This is a genomic window from Mycobacterium sp. 155, from assembly GCF_000373905.1.
Taxonomy (GTDB): domain Bacteria; phylum Actinomycetota; class Actinomycetes; order Mycobacteriales; family Mycobacteriaceae; genus Mycobacterium.
The window spans coordinates 4,018,595-4,038,899 of the sequence record NZ_KB892705.1; the positions used below are offsets into that span (position 1 = coordinate 4,018,595).

A 20,305-nucleotide genomic window follows, 5' to 3' on the forward strand; every position below is an offset into this window, starting at 1 on the left:
GCATGGCTTACGACGTCGCCCGGGTGCGTGGTCTGCATCCCTCCTTGGGCGACGGGTGGGTGCACTTCGACACCCAGAACGGCATGTTGGTTCCCGACGCAGTCGCGACGACAGTCTCGACGGCGTTCCGTGGCTCCATGCCGACGACGGTCGGTCCCCACCCGTCTGCCCGCCGCAGCGCTGCCGTGCTCACCGCGGCCCGCCAGGCGGTCGCTGATCTGGTCAACGGGGATCCCCGCGGTGTGGTGCTCGGGCCCGACCGTGCGCACCTGCTGACGGCGCTGGCCGAGGCCTCCTCGGCCCGGGTCGGTCTGGGCTACGAAGTGGTGGTGACGCGCCTGGACGACGAGGCCAACATCGCTCCGTGGCTGCGGGCGGCGAATCGTTATGGCGCCAAGGTGAAGTGGGCCGAGGTCGATATCGAGACCGGCGAGCTGCCGTCCTGGCAGTGGGAAGGGCTGATCGAGAAGCCCACCCGGCTGGTGGCGATCGCGTCGGCGTCGTCGGCCGTGGGAACTGTCACCGACCTGGGGGAAGTGACCAAACTGACCCACGAGGTCGGAGGCCTTGTGGTGGTCGACCACTCGGCTGCCGCGCCGTACCGGTTGTTCGATCTCGACGAGGTCGACGCGGACGTCGTCGCACTGAACGCCGTCGTGTGGGGCGGCCCTCCCATCGGCGCCCTGGTGTTCCGGGATCCGTCGATCATCGACTCGTTCGGTGCGGTGTCGCTGAACCCGGACGCCAGCGGACCGGAGCGTCTCGAGATGGGCGTGCATCAGTACGGTCTGTTGGCCGGTGTGGTGGCCAGCGTCGAATACCTGTCCAACCTCGACGAGGCGGCGACGGGCACGCGGCGCGAAAGGCTTGCGGTTTCAATGCAATCCGCAGCGTCGTACCTGAGCCGGCTGTTCGACTACCTACTGTCCTCGCTGCGCTCGTTGCCGCTGGTGATGGTGATCGGCCACCCTGAGGCGCACATTCCGGTGCTGAGCTTCGCGGTGCGCGACGTGCCGGCCGAACGGGTGGTGCAGCGGCTGGCCGACAACGGCATCCTGGCGGTCTCCAACACCAGCTCGCGACTGCTCGACGTGATCGGGGTCGACGACATCGGCGGCGCGGTGACAGTGGGGCTGGCGCACTACTCGACCATCGCCGAGGTCGATCAGCTGGTGCGTGCCCTGGCGTCGCTGGGCTAATTTGTGCTCCTCGCGTGCGCGGGCTGATCTGTGCTCCTCGCGTGCGCAGGCTAGTTTCCTACACCCGCAACAGCACTTTCCCGGCTACTTCGCCGGAAGCCAGCAGCCGGTGGGCGCGCTGCGCCTGTTCAATAGGCAGCTCCGCGCCGATGACCGGGCGCACCCGCCCGTCGGCGACCATCGGCCACACGTTGTCGACGACGGCCGCGACGATCTCAGCCTTACCGCCCGGGCCGTCGACCGGCCTGGGCCGCAGGGATGTGCCGATCACGCCGGCTCGCTTGCCGATGAGCTTCCCGATGTTCAGCTCGGCCTTGACGCCACCCTGCATGCCGATGATGGTGATGCGCCCACCGGTGGCCAGCGCATCGACGTTGCGGTCCAGGTAGACCGCGCCCATGATGTCGAGGATCACGTCGGCACCGCCCTCGGCTTGCACAACCGCCACGAAATCCTCGTCGCGGTAGTTGATGGTGATATCGGCGCCGAGGCTGCGGCACAGAGCCAGCTTTTCGGCTGATCCGGCGGTCACCGCGACCCTCGCGCCGAGCGCGTGGGCAACCTGGATGGCGTGGGTGCCGATGCCACTGGCGCCGCCGTGCAGGAGGACGAGCTGTCCCGTCGTCAGGCCCGCTGTCATCACCAGGTTCGACCACACAGTGCATGCCACCTCGGGCAGAGCTGCCGCCTCGTCCAGGCCGGCGCCGTCGGGGACGGGCATCACCTGCGCAGCGGGCGCCGCGACGTATTCGGCGTACCCGCCACCGGCCAGCAGGGCGCACACTGGCTGGTCGACAACCCACCCGGTCACGCCGTCGCCAAGCCCGGCGATCACACCGGAAACTTCCAGCCCGATGATTTCGCTCGCCCCCGGTGGCGGCGGGTATTTACCCGCAGCCTGTAGCAAGTCCGCACGATTGACTCCCGCGACACTGACGCGGATCAGAACCTCGCCGTTTCCCGGCGCGATGTCGGCAACGTCTTCCCAGGTCAGAGAACCGTCCGCGGCAGCGACAATTGCGCGCATTTATTGAACGCTACAACGATTGGATTTCGGGCACCCAGCAATACTGACGTCCCTTACGATTGCGGCCATGTCAGGCATGATTGCCGGGCGTACGGCAGGTGATATGCCGGGCCTGGATATTGCCGAGCAGAGGTCGTGGCAGCACTATCTCGACTCGGCTTTGCGGTTGTATGCGACTCTGAACCGGTCGCTTGTTGATGAGCATCAACTGACGCTCAACGATGTCCGGCTGCTCGACATGCTGGACAAGTCGGCGACCGGATCCGCGCGGATGGGGGATCTGGCGGAACGTCTGATGTCCCTCCCGAGCCGGGTCACCCGGCAGATCCGCCGACTGGAGGTACAGAACCTCGTCACGAGGTGTGCGAGTCCCGACGACGGCCGGGGGGTGATCGCGACCATCACCGACGACGGCCGAATGGCGGTGCGAGGCGCGATGGTGACCTACGGGCAGTGCGTCCGTGCGCACTTCCTGGGCAGGCTGTCCCGCCCGCAGATCGCGGCCATGGGGGAGAACTGCCGACGCATCAGCGTCGCCCTGCAGTCCGGAGCGCCGCCCGCCAAGCTGGGCCGGGTGTAGACCCTTTACGCTTATCGGCGGTGGCGTGGCAGAGCGGCCTAATGCACTCGCCTTGAAAGCGAGAGATGTCTAACAGCATCCGGGGGTTCAAATCCCTCCGCCACCGCAGGTCAGGCGGGATTTCGGGAGTTCGTATCAGGTCCCGGGATCACGCCACATGACACGATGTGACACATGGGCTCCGGCATTGACGGCGTCCGACATCTGCGGTCGGCGTGGGGACGGCGGCTCCGCATGCGAGGCCGGACGGCGCCACACGTCAGGGCGCTGCGAGAGACCATCGTGAACGGACCGAATCCCTTGAGCCGCAATCGAATACGAGCGCCAAAATGATTCCAGTGATTGATGCCGCAACGCGCGAAGAATGCGCGACGGTAATTTAGTACAGACGCCGATCACCGCACGACGGACGATTCCGCCGGTGGCTCCAGAGCCCGATCGAGTCACCCGTTGCCATTCATCGGAATCGCCGCAAATCGGACGATATGGTGACGTTGAGTGTCTGATCCAACAGTTTGCTGTTGGTGTGAGTGCGACGGATTGTACGAGGTCGGATAGGGGAGCGCGATTCGTCTGCGGGTACCGAAAAGTCCGACGACGACTCATTGGCAACACTCCTTGCGCTATCTCATTCAATCCGGGCGGTGTGATAAATGTGGGTCGCACGAATTTGCTTAGGACTGCGTTGGTGCGTTATGACCTTGCGTGATGCGGATCACTGCACGTTAGATGTCGACCAATTCTCGATTGAGTGAGTCAGAAGGAATGAACGCCCACAATGATGGTTGCGAAAGGTCCCCGGTTCTCTGAGTCCGACCGCGCGGCACTCCTGCGCATCGCTGCATCGCGGCAAACGCCCCAAGGCGTGGCGACCCGCGCCAGGGCCGTCATCGACTGTGCGGATCTTGGCATCGCCGAAGCCGCCCGACGGTCCTCGGTGAGCCGTACGACGGCGGCCAGATGGTGGCAGCGCTACCTCGACGCCGGCGTCGAAGGTCTACGCGATGTCTCACCCGCCGGCCGCCCTCCGGCCCCTGATGAGGTTGTCCACCGCGTCCTGAGCTGTTCCCTCGATGATCCCCCGGGTGGCCGCCAGCGATGGTCGACCCGAGCCATCGCTGAGGTCACCGGCGTCAGTCAGGCGACCGTCAGCCGGATACGGCGCCACTACTTCCCTCCGCTGCAACCGGGAGCAGCTGTCCTACAGGACTTTTCGACATCGGTCCTCGACTACGTCGACGTCCACCGGTCAGGATGCGCCCTGGGCTTTCTTGCGTCGAACGAGGCCTCACCGCGCCGCACACCGCCAGCCGTCCGCCTCGACATCGTGGAGACGGTCATCTGTGCAGCACTTCTGCGCTTGCCGAGTCGCGGACAGGCAGAGACCGTAGACGACGCGCCCGACGCGGTTACCCTCCTCGAACGCGCGGTTGAACGACTACCCTCCACGCCGGCGGTGACTCTCGTCGTCAATGCCAAACTCGACGCAGCCGCCCGACGATGGCTCTCGCGTCACCCCGAGATCACCGCACACGCGGTCACGGGAACAGACTGGTTCGGTCTGCTGCACTCGGTAGCCGACGCCATCGACCCACGCCAGCTGGCCGAGCTACGCGAGGTTCAGCAGCACATCCGCCACGCGCGACGCGACGGCGCCGACGAGTTCGTCTGGTGCCGAGCAGTCACTCCGCCGGCGCCGGTAGCGACCCGGACCGCTTCCGACGCCGAGACCGAGCCTCCCGCAGGCAACTTCACTCACGTCATTCGAGGTATCTGCACCGCTGTCGCCGAAGGCGAGGTGCAGCCCGGCGACACCATCTCCGCACACCACATCGCCCGGAAATGTGGTGTCTCCCCGGGCCGCGTTGCCGATACCCTCGCGCAGCTGGCGGAAGAAGCTCTGGTCGACAAACACGCCGGCCGTTACCTGTTGCCCGTTCCCACGCCCCGCGATGTCATCGAGACTTATACCGCTCGCAGCCTGCTCGGCACCGTGATCACCCGGCGGCTGGCCTCCACGCGCATCGAACTGCCGCCGGTTGTGGACGAGTATTTTGCCGGATTGGTTCGATGCGACGAACTCGGACGCGTCTACGAGGCCGGCGACCTCGACCTGGATCTGCAGGACGAGTTGGCGACGACGGCGGCGATGCCGCGGATCGGATCGATGTTCATCCGGTTGACCCTGCAATTGCGGCTGTTCGTCACGATTTTCGGATTGAACTACCGCTATCCGACCGATGAGATCATCAGGGATGACCGTCGAATCCTCGACGAGATCCGGCGCCGCGATCTGGACGGAGCCGTCAGCGCATGGCATAGCAAGATCGACAACTGCGCACGCTTCATGCTCACCCATCTCCGCCCGATCCAATGACGCCCAGCGTTCATGGAACCCGTGTCGCCACGCCTCAAATGTTCTGACTCAAGCGGTCGCCGCATATTGACACTTTGCCTCCGTCGCCGAGTATCTGACGAAGGATGCAAGTCGATTGGAGGTAATCGCGCCGATCATCAAGCACCGGGCGTTCTCTGACATCAGTCCCGCCGCCGAGACCGGTCTTCCGGTCGGCATCAAATCCGGTTGAGGTCTACCGTCTTTCGCCGACCAAGCCGGTGGATCAGGGCCGGCGTCGGCAACGGCTCGGTGAACCCTTCGCTGTTCTGGGAGACTTCATGACTGAAAAGCGGTTAGATAAACCCGGTTTCGTTGTTGTCCGGTGGGGCACACACGGCGCAGCCTATATCCGCTTGCCGATCTACGCCGTTCGGGACGCCGCACTGGCCGCCCTCATCAACGAGACCTGCGAGCTGGTCGTCGCGTGGAAAGGGACGGACACCGACACTCTCGCTGGGATCAGCGAACACAGCTGGAGCACGGCACGGAAGCACTGACTGGGATCAGACCCCCTTCGGAGGCGCAGCCGGACCCCAAGCCGAAGCGGAACCTCGCGAGGCGGAGCTGTTCACCATGACGCCCGGTCAGCGTTGATCGCCGCCGGCGATCGGCGGTGCCCACCCGGTGATGTAGGACGCCTTGTCGAAGTCCAGGAGGTGAGGAGGCAATATTTACGAATAGCTAGCCGGAACAATGCTGATCCTGGCCATGGCGACGAGAAACAGGCGAGGATTAAACCATGAAAATCACTGCAGTCGAGGCGATTCCGTTCGTCATCCCATTTCTCAAGCCGGTGAAGTTCGCCTCGGGTGAGGTATATACCGCCGACCATGTATTGGTCCGCGTGCACACCGACGACGGCGTCGTCGGGGTCGCCGAGGCGCCGCCCAGGCCGTATACCTACGGCGAAACGCAGGCCGGGATCGTCGCTGTCATCGAGCAGATCTTCGCGCCCGCGCTGGTCGGGCTACCCCTTACCGCTCGCGAGATCGCGGGTAAACGGCTGTCTCGCACGGTGGGGAACCCGACCGCCAAGGCGGCGATCGACATGGCGATGTGGGATGCATTGGGCCACACCCTCGGTTTATCGGTCGGCGACATGCTCGGTGGCTACACCGACCGCATGCGGGTCAGCCACATGCTGGGTTTCGATGATCCGGAGCGCATGGTCGCCGAAGCCGAGCGAATGCGAGACATCTACGGCATCGGCACATTCAAGGTCAAGGTCGGTCGTCACCCGGTGTCGTTGGACACCGCGGTGGTTCGCGCGCTGCGAGCGCGGTTCGGGGACTCGGTCGAACTCTACGTCGACGGTAACCGCGGTTGGTCTTCGTCGGAATCGTTACGCGCAATGCGCGAAATGTCGGATCTGGGACTGCTTTTCGCCGAGGAGCTGTGTCCGGCCGACGATGTGTTGGGGCGGCGCTGGCTGGTCGGCCAGCTCGACATCCCGTTCATCGGCGACGAATCCGTGCCGACACCCGCCGACGTGACCCGTGAGGTGCTCGGTGGGGCGGCCACCGCGATCAGCATCAAGACGGCACGCACCGGCTTCACCACCTCCACCCGGGTGCACCACCTGGCAGAGGGCCTCGGGGTGGAGTTGGTGATGGGCAACCAACTGGACGGCCAGATCGGAAGTGCCTGCTCGGTGGCCTTTGGTACCGCGTTCGAGCGCACGTGCCGTTACGCCGGCGAACTGTCCAACTACCTCGACATGAGCGATGACCTGCTGAGTGTGCCCCTGCAGATCACCGACGGTCAGCTGCAACGCAGCACAGGTCCGGGACTGGGTATCGAGATCGACCCGGACAAGCTCGCCCGCTACCGCACCGACAAGTGAGACCGTCACCAACCTGCGACGGGAATATCCGGGATGCCAGGGTTAGCGGATATGCAGCGACGCGGTGGGAATTAGACGTCGGACGGCTCGTTGACACCTTCTTGTTCGGCGGCGCGTGAGCCGCGTTCCTCCGACTGCACCGCGGAAGCGGGTGCCGACCAGCTGGCCAGCATGCGCAGCTTCTCATCCGACTCGCTGCCGGGAGTGGCGGTGTAGCCGTTGAGGATGAAGCGGTCATCACCGGTGGAGCGGACGTCAAGGGAGTCGTAGGCGAGGTCGATGGCGCCGACGATGGGGTGATTGAAGTGTTTGAGCCCGGTGCTGTGGTTGCGGACATTGTGGGCACCCCAGCGACTGCGGAAATCCTCGCTGCGGGTCGCGAGTTCGCCGACGAGGTCGGTGAGGTCTTTGTTGTACGGGTCGCGGCCGGCCTCGGCGCGCAGCAGCGCGACGGTGGTGTCCATTGACCCCGCGTAGTCGGGGAAGAAATCGACAGCGCGTGCGTCGAGGAAGTTGAACCGGGCGATGTTGGCTTTCCAGCCGGGCTCGTCCAGCACCGGGGCGTACAGCGCCCGGCCCAGGGCGTTGGTGGCGATGATGTCCAGCCGTCCGTTGCGGATGAATGCGGCCGCTCCGGTCATCGCGTCAAGCAGCTGCTGCAGGCTCTCGGGCAGCTTGGCGGATGTGCGCCGGCGCGGAGTACGTGCGGGTTTGGCGGCACGAGCCAGATGGAACAGGTGGGCGGTCTCGGCGTCGTCGAGCAAGAGCGCGCGGGCGACGGCGGACAGTACGTCGTCAGAGACACCGCGGATGTGGCCCTTCTCGAGGCGGGTGTACCAGTCGGTGCTCACCCCGGCGAGCACTGCGACTTCTTCACGGCGTAGTCCGGGAACCCGCCGTTGAGTACCGCCGGCTGGGAGCCCGACCTGTTCGGGGGTGATCCGAGCGCGGCGGGTGGCGAGGAAGTCGCGGATGTCGGTTCGGTCTGGGATACCGCTGGTGTTCACTCTTTCGACGGTACGACGGGCCGCCTTGGTGATGGGGGTTGTGTTTGTACCCCCTCTGACTCGACCTGCCGCGCGGGGCCCAGACGGCGTTCTCTGGTTGGTGGCTGCGGTCTCCGCCCTGATCGCGTCTCTGTCCCCGGCCGCACCACCCAACACCACGAGGAGCCCTGATGACCGATCCTTGGCCGACAGATGTTCTAGACCGGTTCGGCACGGCTGAGGAGATCGAGATCAGCACCCGCCGGGTTGACGGTTCCCTGCGCGGGGACGATCGCACGGCCGTCGACGCCGCCTACCGTGCCATCGCCACCACTCTGCGCGTCACGCCGCAGATCTGATCAGGAACATCCCCGATGAAAGGAACCGATCACATGACCGACCAACAGAACACCGGCTGGACCGGCGGACAGAATGTGTTCGGTGATTTCGCCCCCGGCATGGTGCATTACACCGACCGCGTGCTTTTCGACGAGGTGTGGGAACGGCCCGGCCTGTCCAAACGCGACCGCAGCCTGATCACCGTCGCCGCGCTGACCGCTATGGGCAAGGCTGAACAGCTGACCTTCCACCTCGACTACGCCCGCCGCAACGGCGTCACTGAAGAAGAGCTGAAAGAGGCCATCTTGCACCTGGCCTTCTACACCGGCTGGCCCAACGGGATGTCCGCCATGTCCGTCGCCAAGAAGGTCTTCACCGACGACGAGAAAGAGAACTGACATGGACGATTACACGTCCCTCGGGTCGACTGGGGTGCAGGTATCTCCGTTGTGCTTCGGCGCCATGTCGTTCGGTGCTGAGGCCGACGAACAGATCTCGGCGGCGATGTACCGACGGGTGCGCGACGCCGGCATCAACTTCTTCGACACCGCCGACGTCTACGGCGGCGGCGCATCGGAGGAGATTCTCGGCCGGCTGATCAAGGACGAACGCGACGACGTGGTGATCACCTCGAAGGTGTTCTACCCGACCGGCACCGACCCGAACGCCTGCGGGCTCTCTCGCCGGCACATCGGTCTTGCCGTCGACGCCAGCTTGCGGCGCCTCGGTACCGATTGGATCGACGTCTATTTGGTGCACGCCTTCGACGAGAAGACCCCGATCGAGGAAACGCTCCGTGCCTTGGATCAGGCGCAGCGATCGGGCAAAATCCTCCACCTCGGTGTCAGCAACTGGGCCGCCTGGCAGATCGCGCTCGCTCTCGGTATCTCTGCCCGCGAAGGTCTGGGCCGGTTCCAGGTCATTGAGCCGATGTACAACCTGGTTCGCCGACAGGCCGAGGTCGAGATTCTGCCACTGGCGCAGGCGCAGCAGCTCGGCGTCATCACCTACAGCCCGCTGGGCGGTGGACTTCTCACCGGCAAGTACACGAGCACCAGCAAGCCGTCGACCGGGCGGCTGATCGAAAATGCCCGCTACACCGACCGATTCGGTCTCGACAGCGACTTCACCACCGCGGAACAGTTCACCGCGCTGGCCGCCGAACTCGACGTCGCCCCGGCAGCCCTCGCCGTGGCGTGGGCGATGGCCAACCCTGCTGTCACCGCACCGATCATCGGCGCCCGCAACCTCGACCAGCTCGAAGGCTCCCTCGCCGCACTCGATATCAAGATGACCGCGGAGCTGTACCACCGGGTCACCGGTCTGTCCGCTACTCCTGCCCCGGCAACCGACCGCACCGAGACTCTCAAGCCAGGCTGGACCTGACGCGGAAAATCACCAAAACCACTATGTACCTTCGCAGTACAGATCAGTACCAACCCGCCACCCTTGGCGGCGCCGTATCCGGCGGAAGCGTCGAGTTGACCAGCCCGCCGGATTCAGTCAAATACCTGCGCTGGACCTCTATTCCCCGGTGAACTGCGGGGGGCGCTTCTGGAACATTGCGGTGACGGCCTCGGCCAGGTCCTTCGACGGCAGGAACGCCGAGTTCCAGGCCGCCACATAGCGCAGGCTCTCCGACACCTGGGCGATGCGTTGCTGATCGAGCACGTCCTTGACCCCTGCGACCGTCAGCGGCGGATTGGCCGCGATCTCGGCGGCGGTGGCGTGAGCGGCCGCCAGCGAGGCCTCGGCATCGGCGTAGATGTCGTTGACCAGGCCGATCTTCTCGGCGCGCGCTGCGTCGATGTCCTTACCGGTCAGAACGAGTTCCCGCAGATGCCCGTCGGACAGGATCAGCGGCAGTCGGGCAAGGCTGCCGACGTCGGCGACGATCGCCAGCTTGGTCTCGCGTACCGAGAATTTCGCGTCGGCGCTGGCGTAGCGGATGTCCGCGGCACTGATCAGGTCGACGCCGCCGCCGATGCACCAACCGTGGATGGAGGCGACGGTCGGAGTCCGGCTATCGGCCACCGCGGTGATCGCGGCCTGCATTCCCCGCAGCTTCTTGTGGAACTCGGCTCGGGCCTTGGCGCCCGCGTCGAGGCCCGGGAGAGTAGCGCCCATGGCGGGTAGATCCAGCCCGTAGCTGAAGTTCTTGCCCGAACCGGTGAGCACGATGGCGCGCACCTCTGGATCGGCGTCGAGTGTGCCGAACACCTCGGGCAGCTCCGCCCAGAACGCCGGGCCCATCGCGTTGCCCTTACCGGGCCCCAGCAGGGTGACCTGGGCGACGCGGCCCTTGACGTCGACGGAAACGGACTCATAGGTGTCAGCCATGCTGGCGACACTACCCAACCGGTCGGTCGGGTCGTACGTCCAGTCGCTGCCGTTCCGACGAGACGCGCGCGAAACGCAACATTGCCGGCGACGCCCGGCCGGGACAATATCGAGTATGGACGAACTCGAATCCGCCGAGGCAACGCTGGCTGTACTGCAAGGGGTTCTTCAAGGCATCACCGCCGGGGACTTGGCTCGGCAGACGCCCTGTCGAGAATTCGACGTGGCTGCCCTGACCGATCACCTGCTCAACTCGATCACGGTGATCGGGGGAGCCGCCGGCGCCGATATCCCGGTCCGCGACCTGGACACCCCCGTGCGTCATCAGGTTCTCGCAGCGGCGCAACCCGCCGTGGCGGCGTGGCGGCAGCGGGGTGTCGACGGGACTGTCCCGTTTGGTGACGGTGAGGCACCTGCGGCGATGATGGCCCGCATCCTCTCCCTCGAATTCCTGGTTCACGCATGGGACTACGCCCAAGCTGTCGGCAAGCCCGTCGAGGTGTCAGACGCGCAAGCGGAACCCGTTCTGCAGTGGGCCCGGGAGATCATCACGCCCGACGGGCGGGTGCGCGCCGGCTTCGACGATTCGATCGAGATCGTGGCGGACTCGACGGCGCTGGACCGGCTGCTGGCATTCACCGGCCGCCGGCCCGCACTCCCAGCTTGAAATCCAAGTGCAGCCGGTTTCAGAACCGCCCAGAACGCGTCGGAGGTGCGGCGTCGGTCACTGTTGTCCGATCCAGCGTCGCGCGAATTCGAGGAATGCGTCGTTCTCGTGCGGGGCACCGATGGTGGCGCGCACACCGTCGGCACCGTACGGCCGGACGACCAGTCGGTTGTCGGCGGCCCGTGCCACGAAATCCGTGGTGCGCTCGGCCAGGGGCAACCAGACGAAGTTGGCTTGTGACTGCGGCAGTGTGAATCCGGCCTCACGCAACGCGGCGGTCACCCGGGCGCGTTCGGCGACGACGGTGTCCGTGCGGGCCAGCAGTTCGTCGGCGGCGTTGAGGCAGGCGATGGCGGCGGCCTGCGACAGACTGGTGGCGCTAAACGGCACATATACCTTGCCGAGCGCAGCGACGATGTCCGGGTCGGCCACGGCGTAGCCGACCCGTAACCCGGCCAGTCCGTAGGCCTTCGAGAAGGTACGCAGGACAACCACATTGGGGTGGGTCCGGACCAGGCCGAGGCTGTCGGGTACCAGGCCGTCACGAATGTATTCGACGTACGCCTCGTCGAGCACGATCAGGATGTCCGACGGGACCGCGGCCACGAACCGGGCCAGGGCCTGCGGGGCGACGACCGTGCCAGTCGGGTTGTTCGGGTTGCAGACGAAGATCAGCCGGGTCCGGTCGGTGATGGCGGCCAGCATGGCGTCCAGATCGTGGGTGTGATCACGCAGCGGCACCTGCACCGGGGTGGCGCCGGCGGTCCGTACCTGCAGCGGATAGATCTCGAAACTGCGCCAGGCGAACAGCACCTCGTCGCCGACGGTCGAGGTGATCTGGATCAACTGCTGGCACAAGCTCGCCGAGCCGCAGCCCACCGATATGTGCCCAGGCGTGAAATCGGTGTGCTTGGCCAGTTGTTCCCGAAGATCGCTGTAGCCGTTGTCCGGGTACCGGTTGAGGTTGTCCATGGCCTCGGTGATCGCCGCTCGGACACTCGGTAGCGGACCGTGCACGGTTTCGTTGCTTGCGATCTTGATTGCGCCGGGAACCGTCTTGCCGGGTGTGTAGGCGGGAATGTGGTCCAACACGGGGCGCAAACGGGCGGTCACCTGACCAGCATAGGGTGGCCGAAATGCCGCTTTGCTTCTAGCGGTCAGGCATGTGTAGGCTTGCCCCTCGGCGGTTCCGGGGACCGGTCTGAAAGCCAGATTGGGTCCGGTACTCTCAAGAAGTTCAGGAGGCGTGCCAGAGCGGCCGAATGGGGCTCACTGCTAATGAGTTGTCCCCCTCAAAGGGGACCGGAGGTTCAAATCCTCTCGCCTCCGCCACGGTTGATCCGTCAACCGCACAACTGAATATGTGCAAGCGCCCGTAGCTCAACGGATAGAGCATCTGACTACGGATCAGAAGGTTAGGGGTTCGAATCCCTTCGGGCGCACTTCAAGTATCGGCAGAGACGACTCCCGCGGCACCAGCACCATGCCCCGGGAGTCGCTACTTTCCTGCCCCGCCTCCGACCGCGCTCGTCCCAGACGCGGTGACAGGTGGAGCTGCCGGGAGTGCCCGTACTCGCGTGGGGATTTGTTGGCAAATTGCCGTGAAGCATTGCGCTGACCAGTCATCCGGAGCAGTCGAGCCAAGCGGAGTCGGTTGTACCTTGGAAATGCGATAGTAGTTTTCAAGGTTGGCGCGCGTAGATGGACGTTGAGAGACTTCGTGAAAGTCCGGTAGGGCATGTGGTGCCCATATCGGGTTACGACTCGCGGTTCGGTGAGCAGTACGACTACTTCGCGTTCGTCCCGAACCCTCTCCCGCCTCAGTTGGTGCTCGATGCGGCAACCTACGCGGCGCTTCCCGACGTGTTCGAGGCAGACTTCCTCGCAGTTATACGGGGTGTCATATCAGGCAGCGAACACGGCGATCGCAAAGCTGGTCGATCGGAAAATTCTGAGGCAGCGCACATCGGGCCGATACGACAGGATCTTCCAGTGCGACGCGGTGATGGCTGTGCTGGAGTACTGAGCGTCTGACTCTGGAGCAGAAGGTTAGGGGACGACGACTGCGATTGTGGCCGATCCGGGCGCACGACAAAGTCACCCAATGAGAAAGGTCGACGTGCCACGCTCCAGCTAGGGGAGAAGCGTGGCACGCCGACCTAGGTCAGAGTAAACGTGAAATCAGTTCATGTTCCAGGGGTCGCCGTAGGTGGTGACGCTGTCACCGGTGGAGGCGATCAGACGGGCGAACGGACGCAGCAGCACACCACCGGCGGCACCGGTCACGGTGCCATGAGCGTTGGAGACCGCCACCCCGCCGGCCGGGCCCTTGACGTCCACCGAGAAGGTCGCAACCTCCTGGATACCCGGGCCGTTACCCAGGTCAGCCGAGATCGACACACCGGGGAACAGGTTAGGAGTGATCACCGAGCCCAGCGGGGAAAAGCCACCGCCCAGCGGCGGCGGTGCGATCGATGCGTCGTCGAGCAGGATGTTCGGGGTGGTGTAGCTGAAGTTGATGCCCACACCCAGGGACCACGGGAAGCCGATCTGATAGCCCAGTTCCAGCGTGCCCGCGAAGTCATCGGCACCGGGGCCCTCGACGTGGTACTTGGCCCGACCGGAATGGAACCACTCACGGGTCAGCCGGTTACGGTCCAGGGGAAACACCCCATTGAGGAAGGTGTCCCACTGCTGAACCGTCAAGGTCCGATCCTGGCCATCGACCAGACTCAGCTCATTATCCAGACCTGCATGCGCGGTCCCGGCGCCGGTGAATAGCGCTGCGAAGCCAGCGACCGCGGTTGCCATCGCAACCACCAACGCGGCCAGCATCCGACTGAATGCTTTCATGTCTCTTCCTGTCGCCAGTTGTCGTTGTGGGCGCCCGGGACGGTAGGTCTCGAACGGGTCTCGATTAGGATTCGGTGAGGTTTCCCTCAGAGATACAGCACCGTACACCTCTGCTGTCTCTTCTGCACCACGTACGGTGGATTTTGTGCGGTTGCTCCTCATCGCAGACACTCACGTCCCCACCCGCGCTCGCGATCTTCCGGCTCCGGTCTGGGAAGCGGTGGGCGCCGCTGATGTCGTGATCCATGCCGGCGACTGGGTGGAGCCCGCTTTGCTCGACGCGCTGAGTGGCCGCGCCCGGCAGCTCGTGGGCTGTTGGGGCAACAACGACGGCGCCGAATTGCGGCGACGGCTACCCGAGCGCGCGGACGTGACGCTGCAAGGGGTGCGGTTCACCATCGTGCACGAGACTGGCGCGGCGACCGGACGTGAGGCCCGGATGGCCAAGTCTTATCCGGATACCGATGTGCTGGTGTTCGGGCACAGTCACATTCCGTGGGACACCACGGCGAAAACTGGTCTCCGCCTGTTGAATCCGGGATCGCCCACCGATCGACGGCGTCAGCCGTTCTGCACCTATATGACTGCAGATGTCGTCGGCGGAGTTCTTTCTGGCGTCACCCTGCACGAACTCTGACGAGCTCATCCGAGACCGCCGCGGTGTTACATGCGCGGTGCGGAAATCATCAGCGCCCGGCCACTCGATGCCGCCAGCGTGGCTATTTTGACCAACATAGGCATATGGGTGTGCTAAATCGAAATCTTATATTGACAAGTGACATGAGTTGGGCCACGGTAATGTCATGGGAAATCAGCAGCGCTACGACGTCGTCGTCGTGGGCGCCGGCATCGTAGGCCTGGCGCACGCGTATCACGCCCACGAACGTGGCCTGAGCGTTGCCGTCATCGACCACGCCGAGGGCGTCGTCGGCGCATCGGTGCAGAACTTTGGCCACGCCTGCATCACCGCACAGTCCGGTGTTGCCCGCGATTACGCGCGAGCGGGCCGCAGGCACTGGCTCGACCTGTCGCGTAAGGCCGGTTTCTGGTCGGCGCAGGCCGGAACTTACTGCGTGGCCCGCCATGCGGACGAACTCGCGGTGATGCATGAGTTCGCCCCCACTCGCTCCGAAGATGAAGTGGTGCTGCTGGATCGCGAACAGATCCTGAGCCGCATCCCGGTGGCCGAAGCGGGCGTCACCGGCGGTATGTACCTGCCCAACGACGTACAGGTCGACCCGCGCACAGCGGCTCCGTCGATCGCCCGGTGGCTGGCCCGCGAGGGTGTCGAATTCTATTGGCGCACAGCGGCAACCAGCTTCGCCCAAGGCGTCGTGAACACCTCGCGCGGGCCGGTCTCCGCCGGCGCCACGTTCGTCACCGTCAACGACGACATCGACCGGCTGTTCCCCGGCTTGGCCGAACGCGACGGGCTGCTGCGTTGCCGGCTGCACATGCTGCGCGCCCGCCTGCCACTCACTTTCACGCTGCCGGCGCCGCTGTTCACCGGCTGGTCACTGCTGCGCTACTCCGGATTCGAGAATCTGCCGAGCACCCAGGCGGTGGCCGACCGGTTGCGTGCGGAGTACCCGGGATACGTCGCCATCGACCTGCATCAGATGTACACCCCGCAGCCCGACGGATCCCTGCTCATCGGCGACACTCACTATCGCGACGTGTCCGCACCCGCGTTCCAGTCCGAGGAAGGTTTCACCGCACTCGTCGATGAGGCGCGGAAGTTGTTCGGAGTCAACGATATCGAGATCAGTGAGCGATGGCAGGGGGTGTACTGCTCGGCACCCGGCCAAGAATTCCTGATCGAGGAGCCGATCGAGGGAACCCACGTCGTGACCGTGACGACCGGCATCGGCATGACTACCAGCATGGGACTGGCCCGTAGCAGCGTCGACAACGCATTAGTGCGCGACAGTGCTGACCCGGTGATCATCGCAAACCCCTGACCGAACCCACTGAAAGAGAAACACCATGACCGACAACACAAATCAGCCGATCAGCCTCGTCGTCTTCGACATGGCCGGCACCACGGTCGAAGACACCGGACTGGTCCAGCAGTCGTTCCTGGCCGCCGACAGCCACGCCGGGTTGTCGAAGACCGACGCCGATCGCGAGGAGATGCTGCGCTACGTCAGCGACACCATGGGGCAGTCCAAGATCGTCGTGTTCCGGCACCTGGCCCGCGGCAACGAGGAACAGGCGCAGGCCGCCAACAAAGAGTTCGAGCGCTGCTATGCGCAGCTGGTCGCCGAGGGCAACTGCAGCCCGATCCCGGGCGCCGAGGATGTCATCACGTCGCTGCGGTCCCGCGGCATCAAGACTGCGCTGACAACGGGATTTGCCCGTGAGACCCAGTCGGCCATCATCGACGCGCTGGGTTGGCAGAACCTTGCCGACGTGGTGCTGTGCCCGGAGCCGGGAGTTCGCGGGCGGCCTTACCCGGATATGCCGCTGACCGCGCTGATGCGTACCGAGACCGATTCCGTGTCATCGATGATCGTCTTGGGTGACACCTCATCCGACGTCATCAGCGGGCTGCGTGCCGGCGCACGCGCCTCGATCGGTGTGCTGACGGGTGCGCACGACACCGCCCAGCTGTCGGCGGCGGGCGCGACACACATTCTCAACAGTGTTGCCGATCTGCCCACCCTGGTGGCCAGGCTCGGCTGACAGCTCTTCCAGCTGATTCCGCGCCGGAACCGAAATCTTTCGCCTATGTCCGTGCGTCGATGGTCTTGGCGTTGACGATGCTGAACGCGACCAACTCGGGACGATAGCGGTCGTCGGCGTATTCGAAGACCTGGCCGTTCTGATCCCGCGAGGTGCGGCGCTCCCGCAGCAGAGGGCCGCCGACATCGATGCCGAGGTTCTCGGCATCGACCTCGGTAGCCGCTACCGCGTCGAGCACATGCTCCATCGAATCGAAGTACACTCCGCGGCCGGCCAAATAGTCCGTCATCGAGCCGGAGTCCGTGTCGAAGTCGAACAACATCGAGCCGACAGAATCGACGAAGGTACTGCGCTCGATCATCGCGGGCTCGCCGTCGAGTAGGCGCACGCGCAGCACGTCGACCACGAAGTCCGTCGCCGTCAGGTCCAGCGCCACCTGAGCCGGTTCGGAGGGCCGCCGCCGCGCGATCTCGACCGTCCGGCTGCCCGGTTTGCGGCCGTTGCGCCGTGCCCACTGGGTGAACGGTGTGAACGTGTCGAGGGTCTGGGTGGCGTCGTGGCTGCGCACCACCGCGGGCTTGCCCTGCGAAAGTCGGATCAGGCCTTCGCTTTTCAGCGTCGCCAAGGCCTGACGCACAGGGCCGCGGGACACTCCGAACTCGGCGCACAGCGCGTTTTCGGTCGGCAGGGACTCGCCGATCAGATAGTCACGCCGGATGATCCGCTGACGCAGTTCGCCCGCGACATAGGTGTGGCGGGGCAGCGAATCGGAAGGAGCCATCGGCGCAGCACCTTTCTGGCAGTTGTCAAGACAAGTATGTCAAGAGTAATCACCTAAGTTCACCTGCTCGGCGCGTCAACGGGTGGCAGGCTCGTCGACATGGAGCAGAAGCCGCCCACTGCAGTCGTCGAATCCGCCAATCGGGCCAGCTTGGACAAGTTGCCCTTCCACGACACCCGAGACTTCGCCGACGCCGACCGCGGATTCATCGGTGCGCTAGAACCCTGCGTCGTCACCGCCGCCGACAGCCGAGTGGTGTGGGACAACGACTCCTACGGGTTCCTCGACGGAGATGCGCCCACAACCGTGCACCCGAGCCTGTGGCGGCAGAGTCAACTGTGCGCCAAGCAAGGCCTGTACGAGGTGGTCGAGGGCATCTATCAGGTGCGCGGGCTCGACCTTTCGAACATCAGCTTCATCGAGGGCGACACCGGCATCATCGTCATCGACCCACTGATCTCCACCGAAACCGCCGCGGCCGCGCTCGCGCTGTACCGGTCCCACCGCGGAAATCGTCCAGTCATCGCTGTCATTTACACCCACAGCCACGCCGACCATTTCGGCGGAGTGCTCGGGGTGACCAATCAGGACGACGTCGACGCGGGCAAGGTGGCGATCATCGCTCCCGAACATTTCACCGAGCACGCCGTGCAGGAGAACGTCTACGCCGGCACGGCGATGACCCGCCGCGCGGCCTACATGTACGGTCTGGCGCTGGCCCGCGGACCGCAGGGACAGGTCGGCTGCGGTCTGGGCCAGGCCGGATCGACCGGCGAGGTGGCGCTCATCGTGCCAACCCTCGACATCCGGGAGACCGGTGAAACCCACACCATCGACGGTGTCGAGATCGAGTTCCAGATGGCACCCGGCACCGAGGCCCCCGCCGAGATGCATTTCTATTTCCCGAAGTTCCGCGCGCTGTGCATGGCCGAGAACGCCACTCACAACCTGCATAACCTGCTGACGCTGCGTGGTGCGCTGGTTCGCGATCCGCACGGCTGGTCCGGCTATCTGACCGAGGCCATCGACAGCTTCGCCGACCGTACCGACGTGGTGTTCGCCTCGCACCACTGGCCCACCTGGGGCCGCGACAACATCGTCGAATTCCTGTCCCTGCAGCGTGATCTCTACGCCTACCTGCATGATCAGACCCTGCGCCTGCTCAACCAGGGTTACACCGGGGTCGAGATCGCCGAGCAGTTCCAAATGCCGCCCGCGTTGGAGGCGGCATGGAACACCCACGGCTACTACGGCTCGGTGAACCACAACGTCAAGGCCGTCTACCAGCGGTACATGGGCTGGTTCGACGGCAACCCGGGCCGGTTGTGGCCGCACCCTCCTGAAGCCTTGGGTCCACGCTACGTCGAGGCCATCGGCGGCATCGACCGGGTCGTCGAGCTCGCTCGGGCCGCCGCTGATACGGGTGACTTCCGTTGGGCGGCAACACTGTTGGACCACGCGATCTTCACCGACGAGAACCACGCCGCGGCCCGGGAACTGTACTCCGACACCCTGGAACAGTTGGCCTACGGCGCGGAGAACGCGACCTGGCGAAACTTCTTCCTGTCGGGCGCGACCGAACTTCGGGAGGGCAATTTCGGTACCCCGACCCAGACCACATCGCCGACCGTTCTCGCGCAACTGACGCCCGAGCAGATGTTTGACACCTTCGCGATCAGTGTCAACGGTCCTCGTGCCTGGGACCTCGACATCGCCGTCGACATCGCGTTCGTCGACACCGGATCCAACTACCGGCTGACCCTGCGCAACGGCGTTCTGGTCTACCGCAAGGTGCCCGCCGACCAATCCACCGCTCAGGCGACGGTCACCCTGGCGAACAAGCTGCGGCTGCTGTCATTCGCTGCGGGCGACGCGACATCGCCGGGCCTCGAGACCACCGGTGACAGCGCTGTTTTGGTATCGCTGGTCGCTGTGCTGGACCGGCCGGACCCCGACTTCGACATCATCACGCCGTAGGAACCTATGGTGTCACGGTGCAACTGCTTCTGGTCCGCCACGCGCTGCCCATGCGCAGCGAACCCGGTCAAGGGTCCGACCCGCACCTGTCGGAGGCCGGGGTCGAGCAGGCCAACCGGCTGCCTGCCGCGCTGGCTCGCTTCCCGGTCTCCCGGCTGGTGAGCAGCCCGCAGCTGCGCGCGGTGCAGACTGCCGAGCCGGTCGCTGCCGCGCTCGGGCTGACAGTCGACGTCGATGACCGGCTGGCCGAATACGACCGGGACATGTCGCACTATGTGCCGATCGAGGAGATCGCCAAGGAGAACCCCGAGGAGCTGGCCCGGCTCACCGGCGGGCACCTGCCCAGCACTGTGGACGAGGAAGCCTTCTCCGCCCGCATCAGTGCGGCTTTCGAGGACCTGGTGGCTGCGGGCGATCACAGGCAGACGGTCGCGGTGTTCAGCCACGGCGGGGTGATCAATGTGCTGCTGCATCAAATTCTGGGCACCGAACGGCTGTTGTCCTTCCACGTCGATTACGCCTCGGTCACCCGGCTGCTCTCGTCGCGCTCGGGCAAGCTGGCGGTCGCATCGGTCAATGGCACCGAGCATGTATGGGATCTGCTGCCTCGTAACTCACGGTGGTAAACAG

General features: G+C 65.0%; 21 protein-coding genes and 3 tRNA genes. 18 read left to right on the plus strand and 6 right to left on the minus strand.

Translation table 11 applies throughout. The annotated features are described in order from the left end of the window. Window positions 1-2 precede the first annotated feature (2 nt). Window positions 3-1,199, plus strand: a complete 1,197-nt coding sequence (locus B133_RS0119045) for a cysteine desulfurase-like protein (RefSeq protein WP_018603323.1) — start codon at window positions 3-5, stop codon at window positions 1,197-1,199. 58 nt (window positions 1,200-1,257) lie between these two features. On the opposite strand, the gene B133_RS0119050 is transcribed toward B133_RS0119045, so the two are convergent. Continuing rightward, the gene (locus tag B133_RS0119050) at window positions 1,258-2,226 is read right to left on the minus strand and encodes an NAD(P)H-quinone oxidoreductase (RefSeq protein ID WP_018603324.1); all 969 of its coding nucleotides are present in this window, start codon (window positions 2,224-2,226) and stop codon (window positions 1,258-1,260) included. A 67-nt stretch (window positions 2,227-2,293) separates the two neighbouring features. Between B133_RS0119050 and B133_RS0119055 the strand changes: the two genes are divergently transcribed. The 5 genes from B133_RS0119055 (at window position 2,294) to B133_RS0119080 (ending at window position 7,047) form a co-directional block, all read left to right on the plus strand. Further along, on the plus strand, window positions 2,294-2,806 hold the full coding sequence (locus tag B133_RS0119055; RefSeq protein ID WP_026256631.1) for a MarR family winged helix-turn-helix transcriptional regulator: 513 nt from the start codon (window positions 2,294-2,296) through the stop codon (window positions 2,804-2,806). 19 nt (window positions 2,807-2,825) lie between these two features. Continuing rightward, window positions 2,826-2,912 (plus strand) — tRNA-Ser (locus tag B133_RS0119060). Between the two features lie 672 nt (window positions 2,913-3,584). Further along, on the plus strand, window positions 3,585-5,183 hold the full coding sequence (locus tag B133_RS0119065) for a helix-turn-helix domain-containing protein (protein ID WP_018603326.1): 1,599 nt from the start codon (window positions 3,585-3,587) through the stop codon (window positions 5,181-5,183). Between the two features lie 299 nt (window positions 5,184-5,482). Further along, window positions 5,483-5,701 carry a hypothetical protein gene (locus B133_RS0119075; protein ID WP_051088143.1) on the plus strand — a complete coding sequence of 73 codons (219 nt, stop codon included), beginning with the start codon at window positions 5,483-5,485 and terminating at the stop codon, window positions 5,699-5,701. 242 nt (window positions 5,702-5,943) lie between these two features. Next, complete coding sequence (locus B133_RS0119080) at window positions 5,944-7,047, plus strand: mandelate racemase/muconate lactonizing enzyme family protein (RefSeq protein WP_018603329.1); 1,104 nt, start codon at window positions 5,944-5,946, stop codon at window positions 7,045-7,047. A 71-nt stretch (window positions 7,048-7,118) separates the two neighbouring features. Here B133_RS0119080 and B133_RS0119085 read toward each other — a convergent pair whose 3' ends face one another. Further along, window positions 7,119-8,054 carry a helix-turn-helix transcriptional regulator gene (locus B133_RS0119085; RefSeq protein WP_018603330.1) on the minus strand — a complete coding sequence of 312 codons (936 nt, stop codon included), beginning with the start codon at window positions 8,052-8,054 and terminating at the stop codon, window positions 7,119-7,121. 170 nt (window positions 8,055-8,224) lie between these two features. Between B133_RS0119085 and B133_RS24715 the strand changes: the two genes are divergently transcribed. The 3 genes from B133_RS24715 to B133_RS0119100 are packed head-to-tail and all read left to right on the plus strand — an operon-like array spanning window position 8,225 to window position 9,758. Beyond that, entirely contained in the window at window positions 8,225-8,392 is a 168-nt protein-coding gene (locus tag B133_RS24715) for a hypothetical protein (RefSeq protein ID WP_018603331.1), read from the plus strand. Between the two features lie 33 nt (window positions 8,393-8,425). Next, a complete protein-coding gene (locus B133_RS0119095; RefSeq protein WP_026256632.1) occupies window positions 8,426-8,770 on the plus strand; it encodes a carboxymuconolactone decarboxylase family protein in 345 nt (114 codons plus the stop codon). Between the two features lies 1 nt (window position 8,771). Continuing rightward, complete coding sequence (locus B133_RS0119100) at window positions 8,772-9,758, plus strand: aldo/keto reductase (protein ID WP_018603334.1); 987 nt, start codon at window positions 8,772-8,774, stop codon at window positions 9,756-9,758. Window positions 9,759-9,896: 138 nt separating this feature from the next. Here B133_RS0119100 and B133_RS0119105 read toward each other — a convergent pair whose 3' ends face one another. Beyond that, entirely contained in the window at window positions 9,897-10,712 is an 816-nt protein-coding gene (locus B133_RS0119105) for a crotonase/enoyl-CoA hydratase family protein (RefSeq protein ID WP_018603336.1), read from the minus strand. A gap of 115 nt (window positions 10,713-10,827) precedes the next feature. Here B133_RS0119105 and B133_RS0119110 point away from each other — a divergent pair, with 115 nt between their 5' ends. Beyond that, window positions 10,828-11,379, plus strand: coding sequence for a TIGR03086 family metal-binding protein (locus tag B133_RS0119110; protein ID WP_018603337.1), 552 nt, complete (start codon window positions 10,828-10,830; stop codon window positions 11,377-11,379). Window positions 11,380-11,436: 57 nt separating this feature from the next. Here B133_RS0119110 and hisC read toward each other — a convergent pair whose 3' ends face one another. After that, a complete protein-coding gene (gene hisC, locus B133_RS0119115; RefSeq protein WP_018603338.1) occupies window positions 11,437-12,492 on the minus strand; it encodes a histidinol-phosphate transaminase in 1,056 nt (351 codons plus the stop codon). A 127-nt stretch (window positions 12,493-12,619) separates the two neighbouring features. Between hisC and B133_RS0119120 the strand changes: the two genes are divergently transcribed. The 3 genes from B133_RS0119120 (at window position 12,620) to B133_RS24720 (ending at window position 13,413) form a co-directional block, all read left to right on the plus strand. Continuing rightward, window positions 12,620-12,711: transfer RNA gene (locus tag B133_RS0119120), tRNA-Ser, on the plus strand. 37 nt (window positions 12,712-12,748) lie between these two features. Continuing rightward, window positions 12,749-12,821: transfer RNA gene (locus tag B133_RS0119125), tRNA-Arg, on the plus strand. A 259-nt stretch (window positions 12,822-13,080) separates the two neighbouring features. Then, window positions 13,081-13,413, plus strand: coding sequence for a hypothetical protein (locus tag B133_RS24720; RefSeq protein ID WP_198291014.1), 333 nt, complete (start codon window positions 13,081-13,083; stop codon window positions 13,411-13,413). 147 nt (window positions 13,414-13,560) lie between these two features. On the opposite strand, the gene B133_RS0119135 is transcribed toward B133_RS24720, so the two are convergent. Beyond that, window positions 13,561-14,232 carry an MspA family porin gene (locus B133_RS0119135; RefSeq protein WP_018603340.1) on the minus strand — a complete coding sequence of 224 codons (672 nt, stop codon included), beginning with the start codon at window positions 14,230-14,232 and terminating at the stop codon, window positions 13,561-13,563. Window positions 14,233-14,377: 145 nt separating this feature from the next. On the opposite strand from B133_RS0119135, the gene B133_RS0119140 reads away from it, so the two are divergent. The 3 genes from B133_RS0119140 (at window position 14,378) to B133_RS0119150 (ending at window position 16,917) form a co-directional block, all read left to right on the plus strand. Then, window positions 14,378-14,869: a metallophosphoesterase gene (locus B133_RS0119140; RefSeq protein ID WP_026256633.1), complete on the plus strand. Its 492-nt coding sequence runs from the start codon at window positions 14,378-14,380 to the stop codon at window positions 14,867-14,869. A gap of 166 nt (window positions 14,870-15,035) precedes the next feature. Beyond that, entirely contained in the window at window positions 15,036-16,193 is a 1,158-nt protein-coding gene (locus tag B133_RS0119145) for a TIGR03364 family FAD-dependent oxidoreductase (protein ID WP_018603346.1), read from the plus strand. 25 nt (window positions 16,194-16,218) lie between these two features. After that, on the plus strand, window positions 16,219-16,917 hold the full coding sequence (locus B133_RS0119150; RefSeq protein WP_018603347.1) for a phosphonatase-like hydrolase: 699 nt from the start codon (window positions 16,219-16,221) through the stop codon (window positions 16,915-16,917). A gap of 43 nt (window positions 16,918-16,960) precedes the next feature. Here B133_RS0119150 and B133_RS0119155 read toward each other — a convergent pair whose 3' ends face one another. Further along, window positions 16,961-17,698, minus strand: a complete 738-nt coding sequence (locus B133_RS0119155) for a GntR family transcriptional regulator (RefSeq protein ID WP_018603348.1) — start codon at window positions 17,696-17,698, stop codon at window positions 16,961-16,963. A gap of 99 nt (window positions 17,699-17,797) precedes the next feature. Here B133_RS0119155 and B133_RS0119160 point away from each other — a divergent pair, with 99 nt between their 5' ends. Together B133_RS0119160 and B133_RS0119165 are read left to right on the plus strand one after the other, a co-directional pair. Further along, entirely contained in the window at window positions 17,798-19,675 is a 1,878-nt protein-coding gene (locus tag B133_RS0119160; RefSeq protein WP_018603350.1) for an alkyl/aryl-sulfatase, read from the plus strand. 17 nt (window positions 19,676-19,692) lie between these two features. Further along, complete coding sequence (locus B133_RS0119165) at window positions 19,693-20,301, plus strand: histidine phosphatase family protein (protein WP_018603352.1); 609 nt, start codon at window positions 19,693-19,695, stop codon at window positions 20,299-20,301. Window positions 20,302-20,305: the final 4 nt, after the last annotated feature.

Coding starts and splice junctions, on each gene's coding strand:
- B133_RS0119050 (WP_018603324.1), bottom strand. CDS start 2,226: ATGCGCGCAATTGTCGCTGCCGCGGACGGTTCTCTGACCTGGGAAGAC.
- B133_RS0119160 (WP_018603350.1), top strand. CDS start 17,798: ATGGAGCAGAAGCCGCCCACTGCAGTCGTCGAATCCGCCAATCGGGCC.
- B133_RS0119095 (WP_026256632.1), top strand. CDS start 8,426: ATGACCGACCAACAGAACACCGGCTGGACCGGCGGACAGAATGTGTTC.
- B133_RS0119100 (WP_018603334.1), top strand. CDS start 8,772: ATGGACGATTACACGTCCCTCGGGTCGACTGGGGTGCAGGTATCTCCG.
- B133_RS24715 (WP_018603331.1), top strand. CDS start 8,225: ATGACCGATCCTTGGCCGACAGATGTTCTAGACCGGTTCGGCACGGCT.
- B133_RS0119155 (WP_018603348.1), bottom strand. CDS start 17,698: ATGGCTCCTTCCGATTCGCTGCCCCGCCACACCTATGTCGCGGGCGAA.
- B133_RS0119110 (WP_018603337.1), top strand. CDS start 10,828: ATGGACGAACTCGAATCCGCCGAGGCAACGCTGGCTGTACTGCAAGGG.
- B133_RS0119045 (WP_018603323.1), top strand. CDS start 3: ATGGCTTACGACGTCGCCCGGGTGCGTGGTCTGCATCCCTCCTTGGGC.
- B133_RS0119055 (WP_026256631.1), top strand. CDS start 2,294: ATGTCAGGCATGATTGCCGGGCGTACGGCAGGTGATATGCCGGGCCTG.
- B133_RS24720 (WP_198291014.1), top strand. CDS start 13,081: ATGGACGTTGAGAGACTTCGTGAAAGTCCGGTAGGGCATGTGGTGCCC.
- B133_RS0119135 (WP_018603340.1), bottom strand. CDS start 14,232: ATGAAAGCATTCAGTCGGATGCTGGCCGCGTTGGTGGTTGCGATGGCA.
- B133_RS0119150 (WP_018603347.1), top strand. CDS start 16,219: ATGACCGACAACACAAATCAGCCGATCAGCCTCGTCGTCTTCGACATG.
- B133_RS0119075 (WP_051088143.1), top strand. CDS start 5,483: ATGACTGAAAAGCGGTTAGATAAACCCGGTTTCGTTGTTGTCCGGTGG.
- B133_RS0119065 (WP_018603326.1), top strand. CDS start 3,585: ATGATGGTTGCGAAAGGTCCCCGGTTCTCTGAGTCCGACCGCGCGGCA.
- B133_RS0119145 (WP_018603346.1), top strand. CDS start 15,036: ATGGGAAATCAGCAGCGCTACGACGTCGTCGTCGTGGGCGCCGGCATC.
- B133_RS0119105 (WP_018603336.1), bottom strand. CDS start 10,712: ATGGCTGACACCTATGAGTCCGTTTCCGTCGACGTCAAGGGCCGCGTC.
- B133_RS0119080 (WP_018603329.1), top strand. CDS start 5,944: ATGAAAATCACTGCAGTCGAGGCGATTCCGTTCGTCATCCCATTTCTC.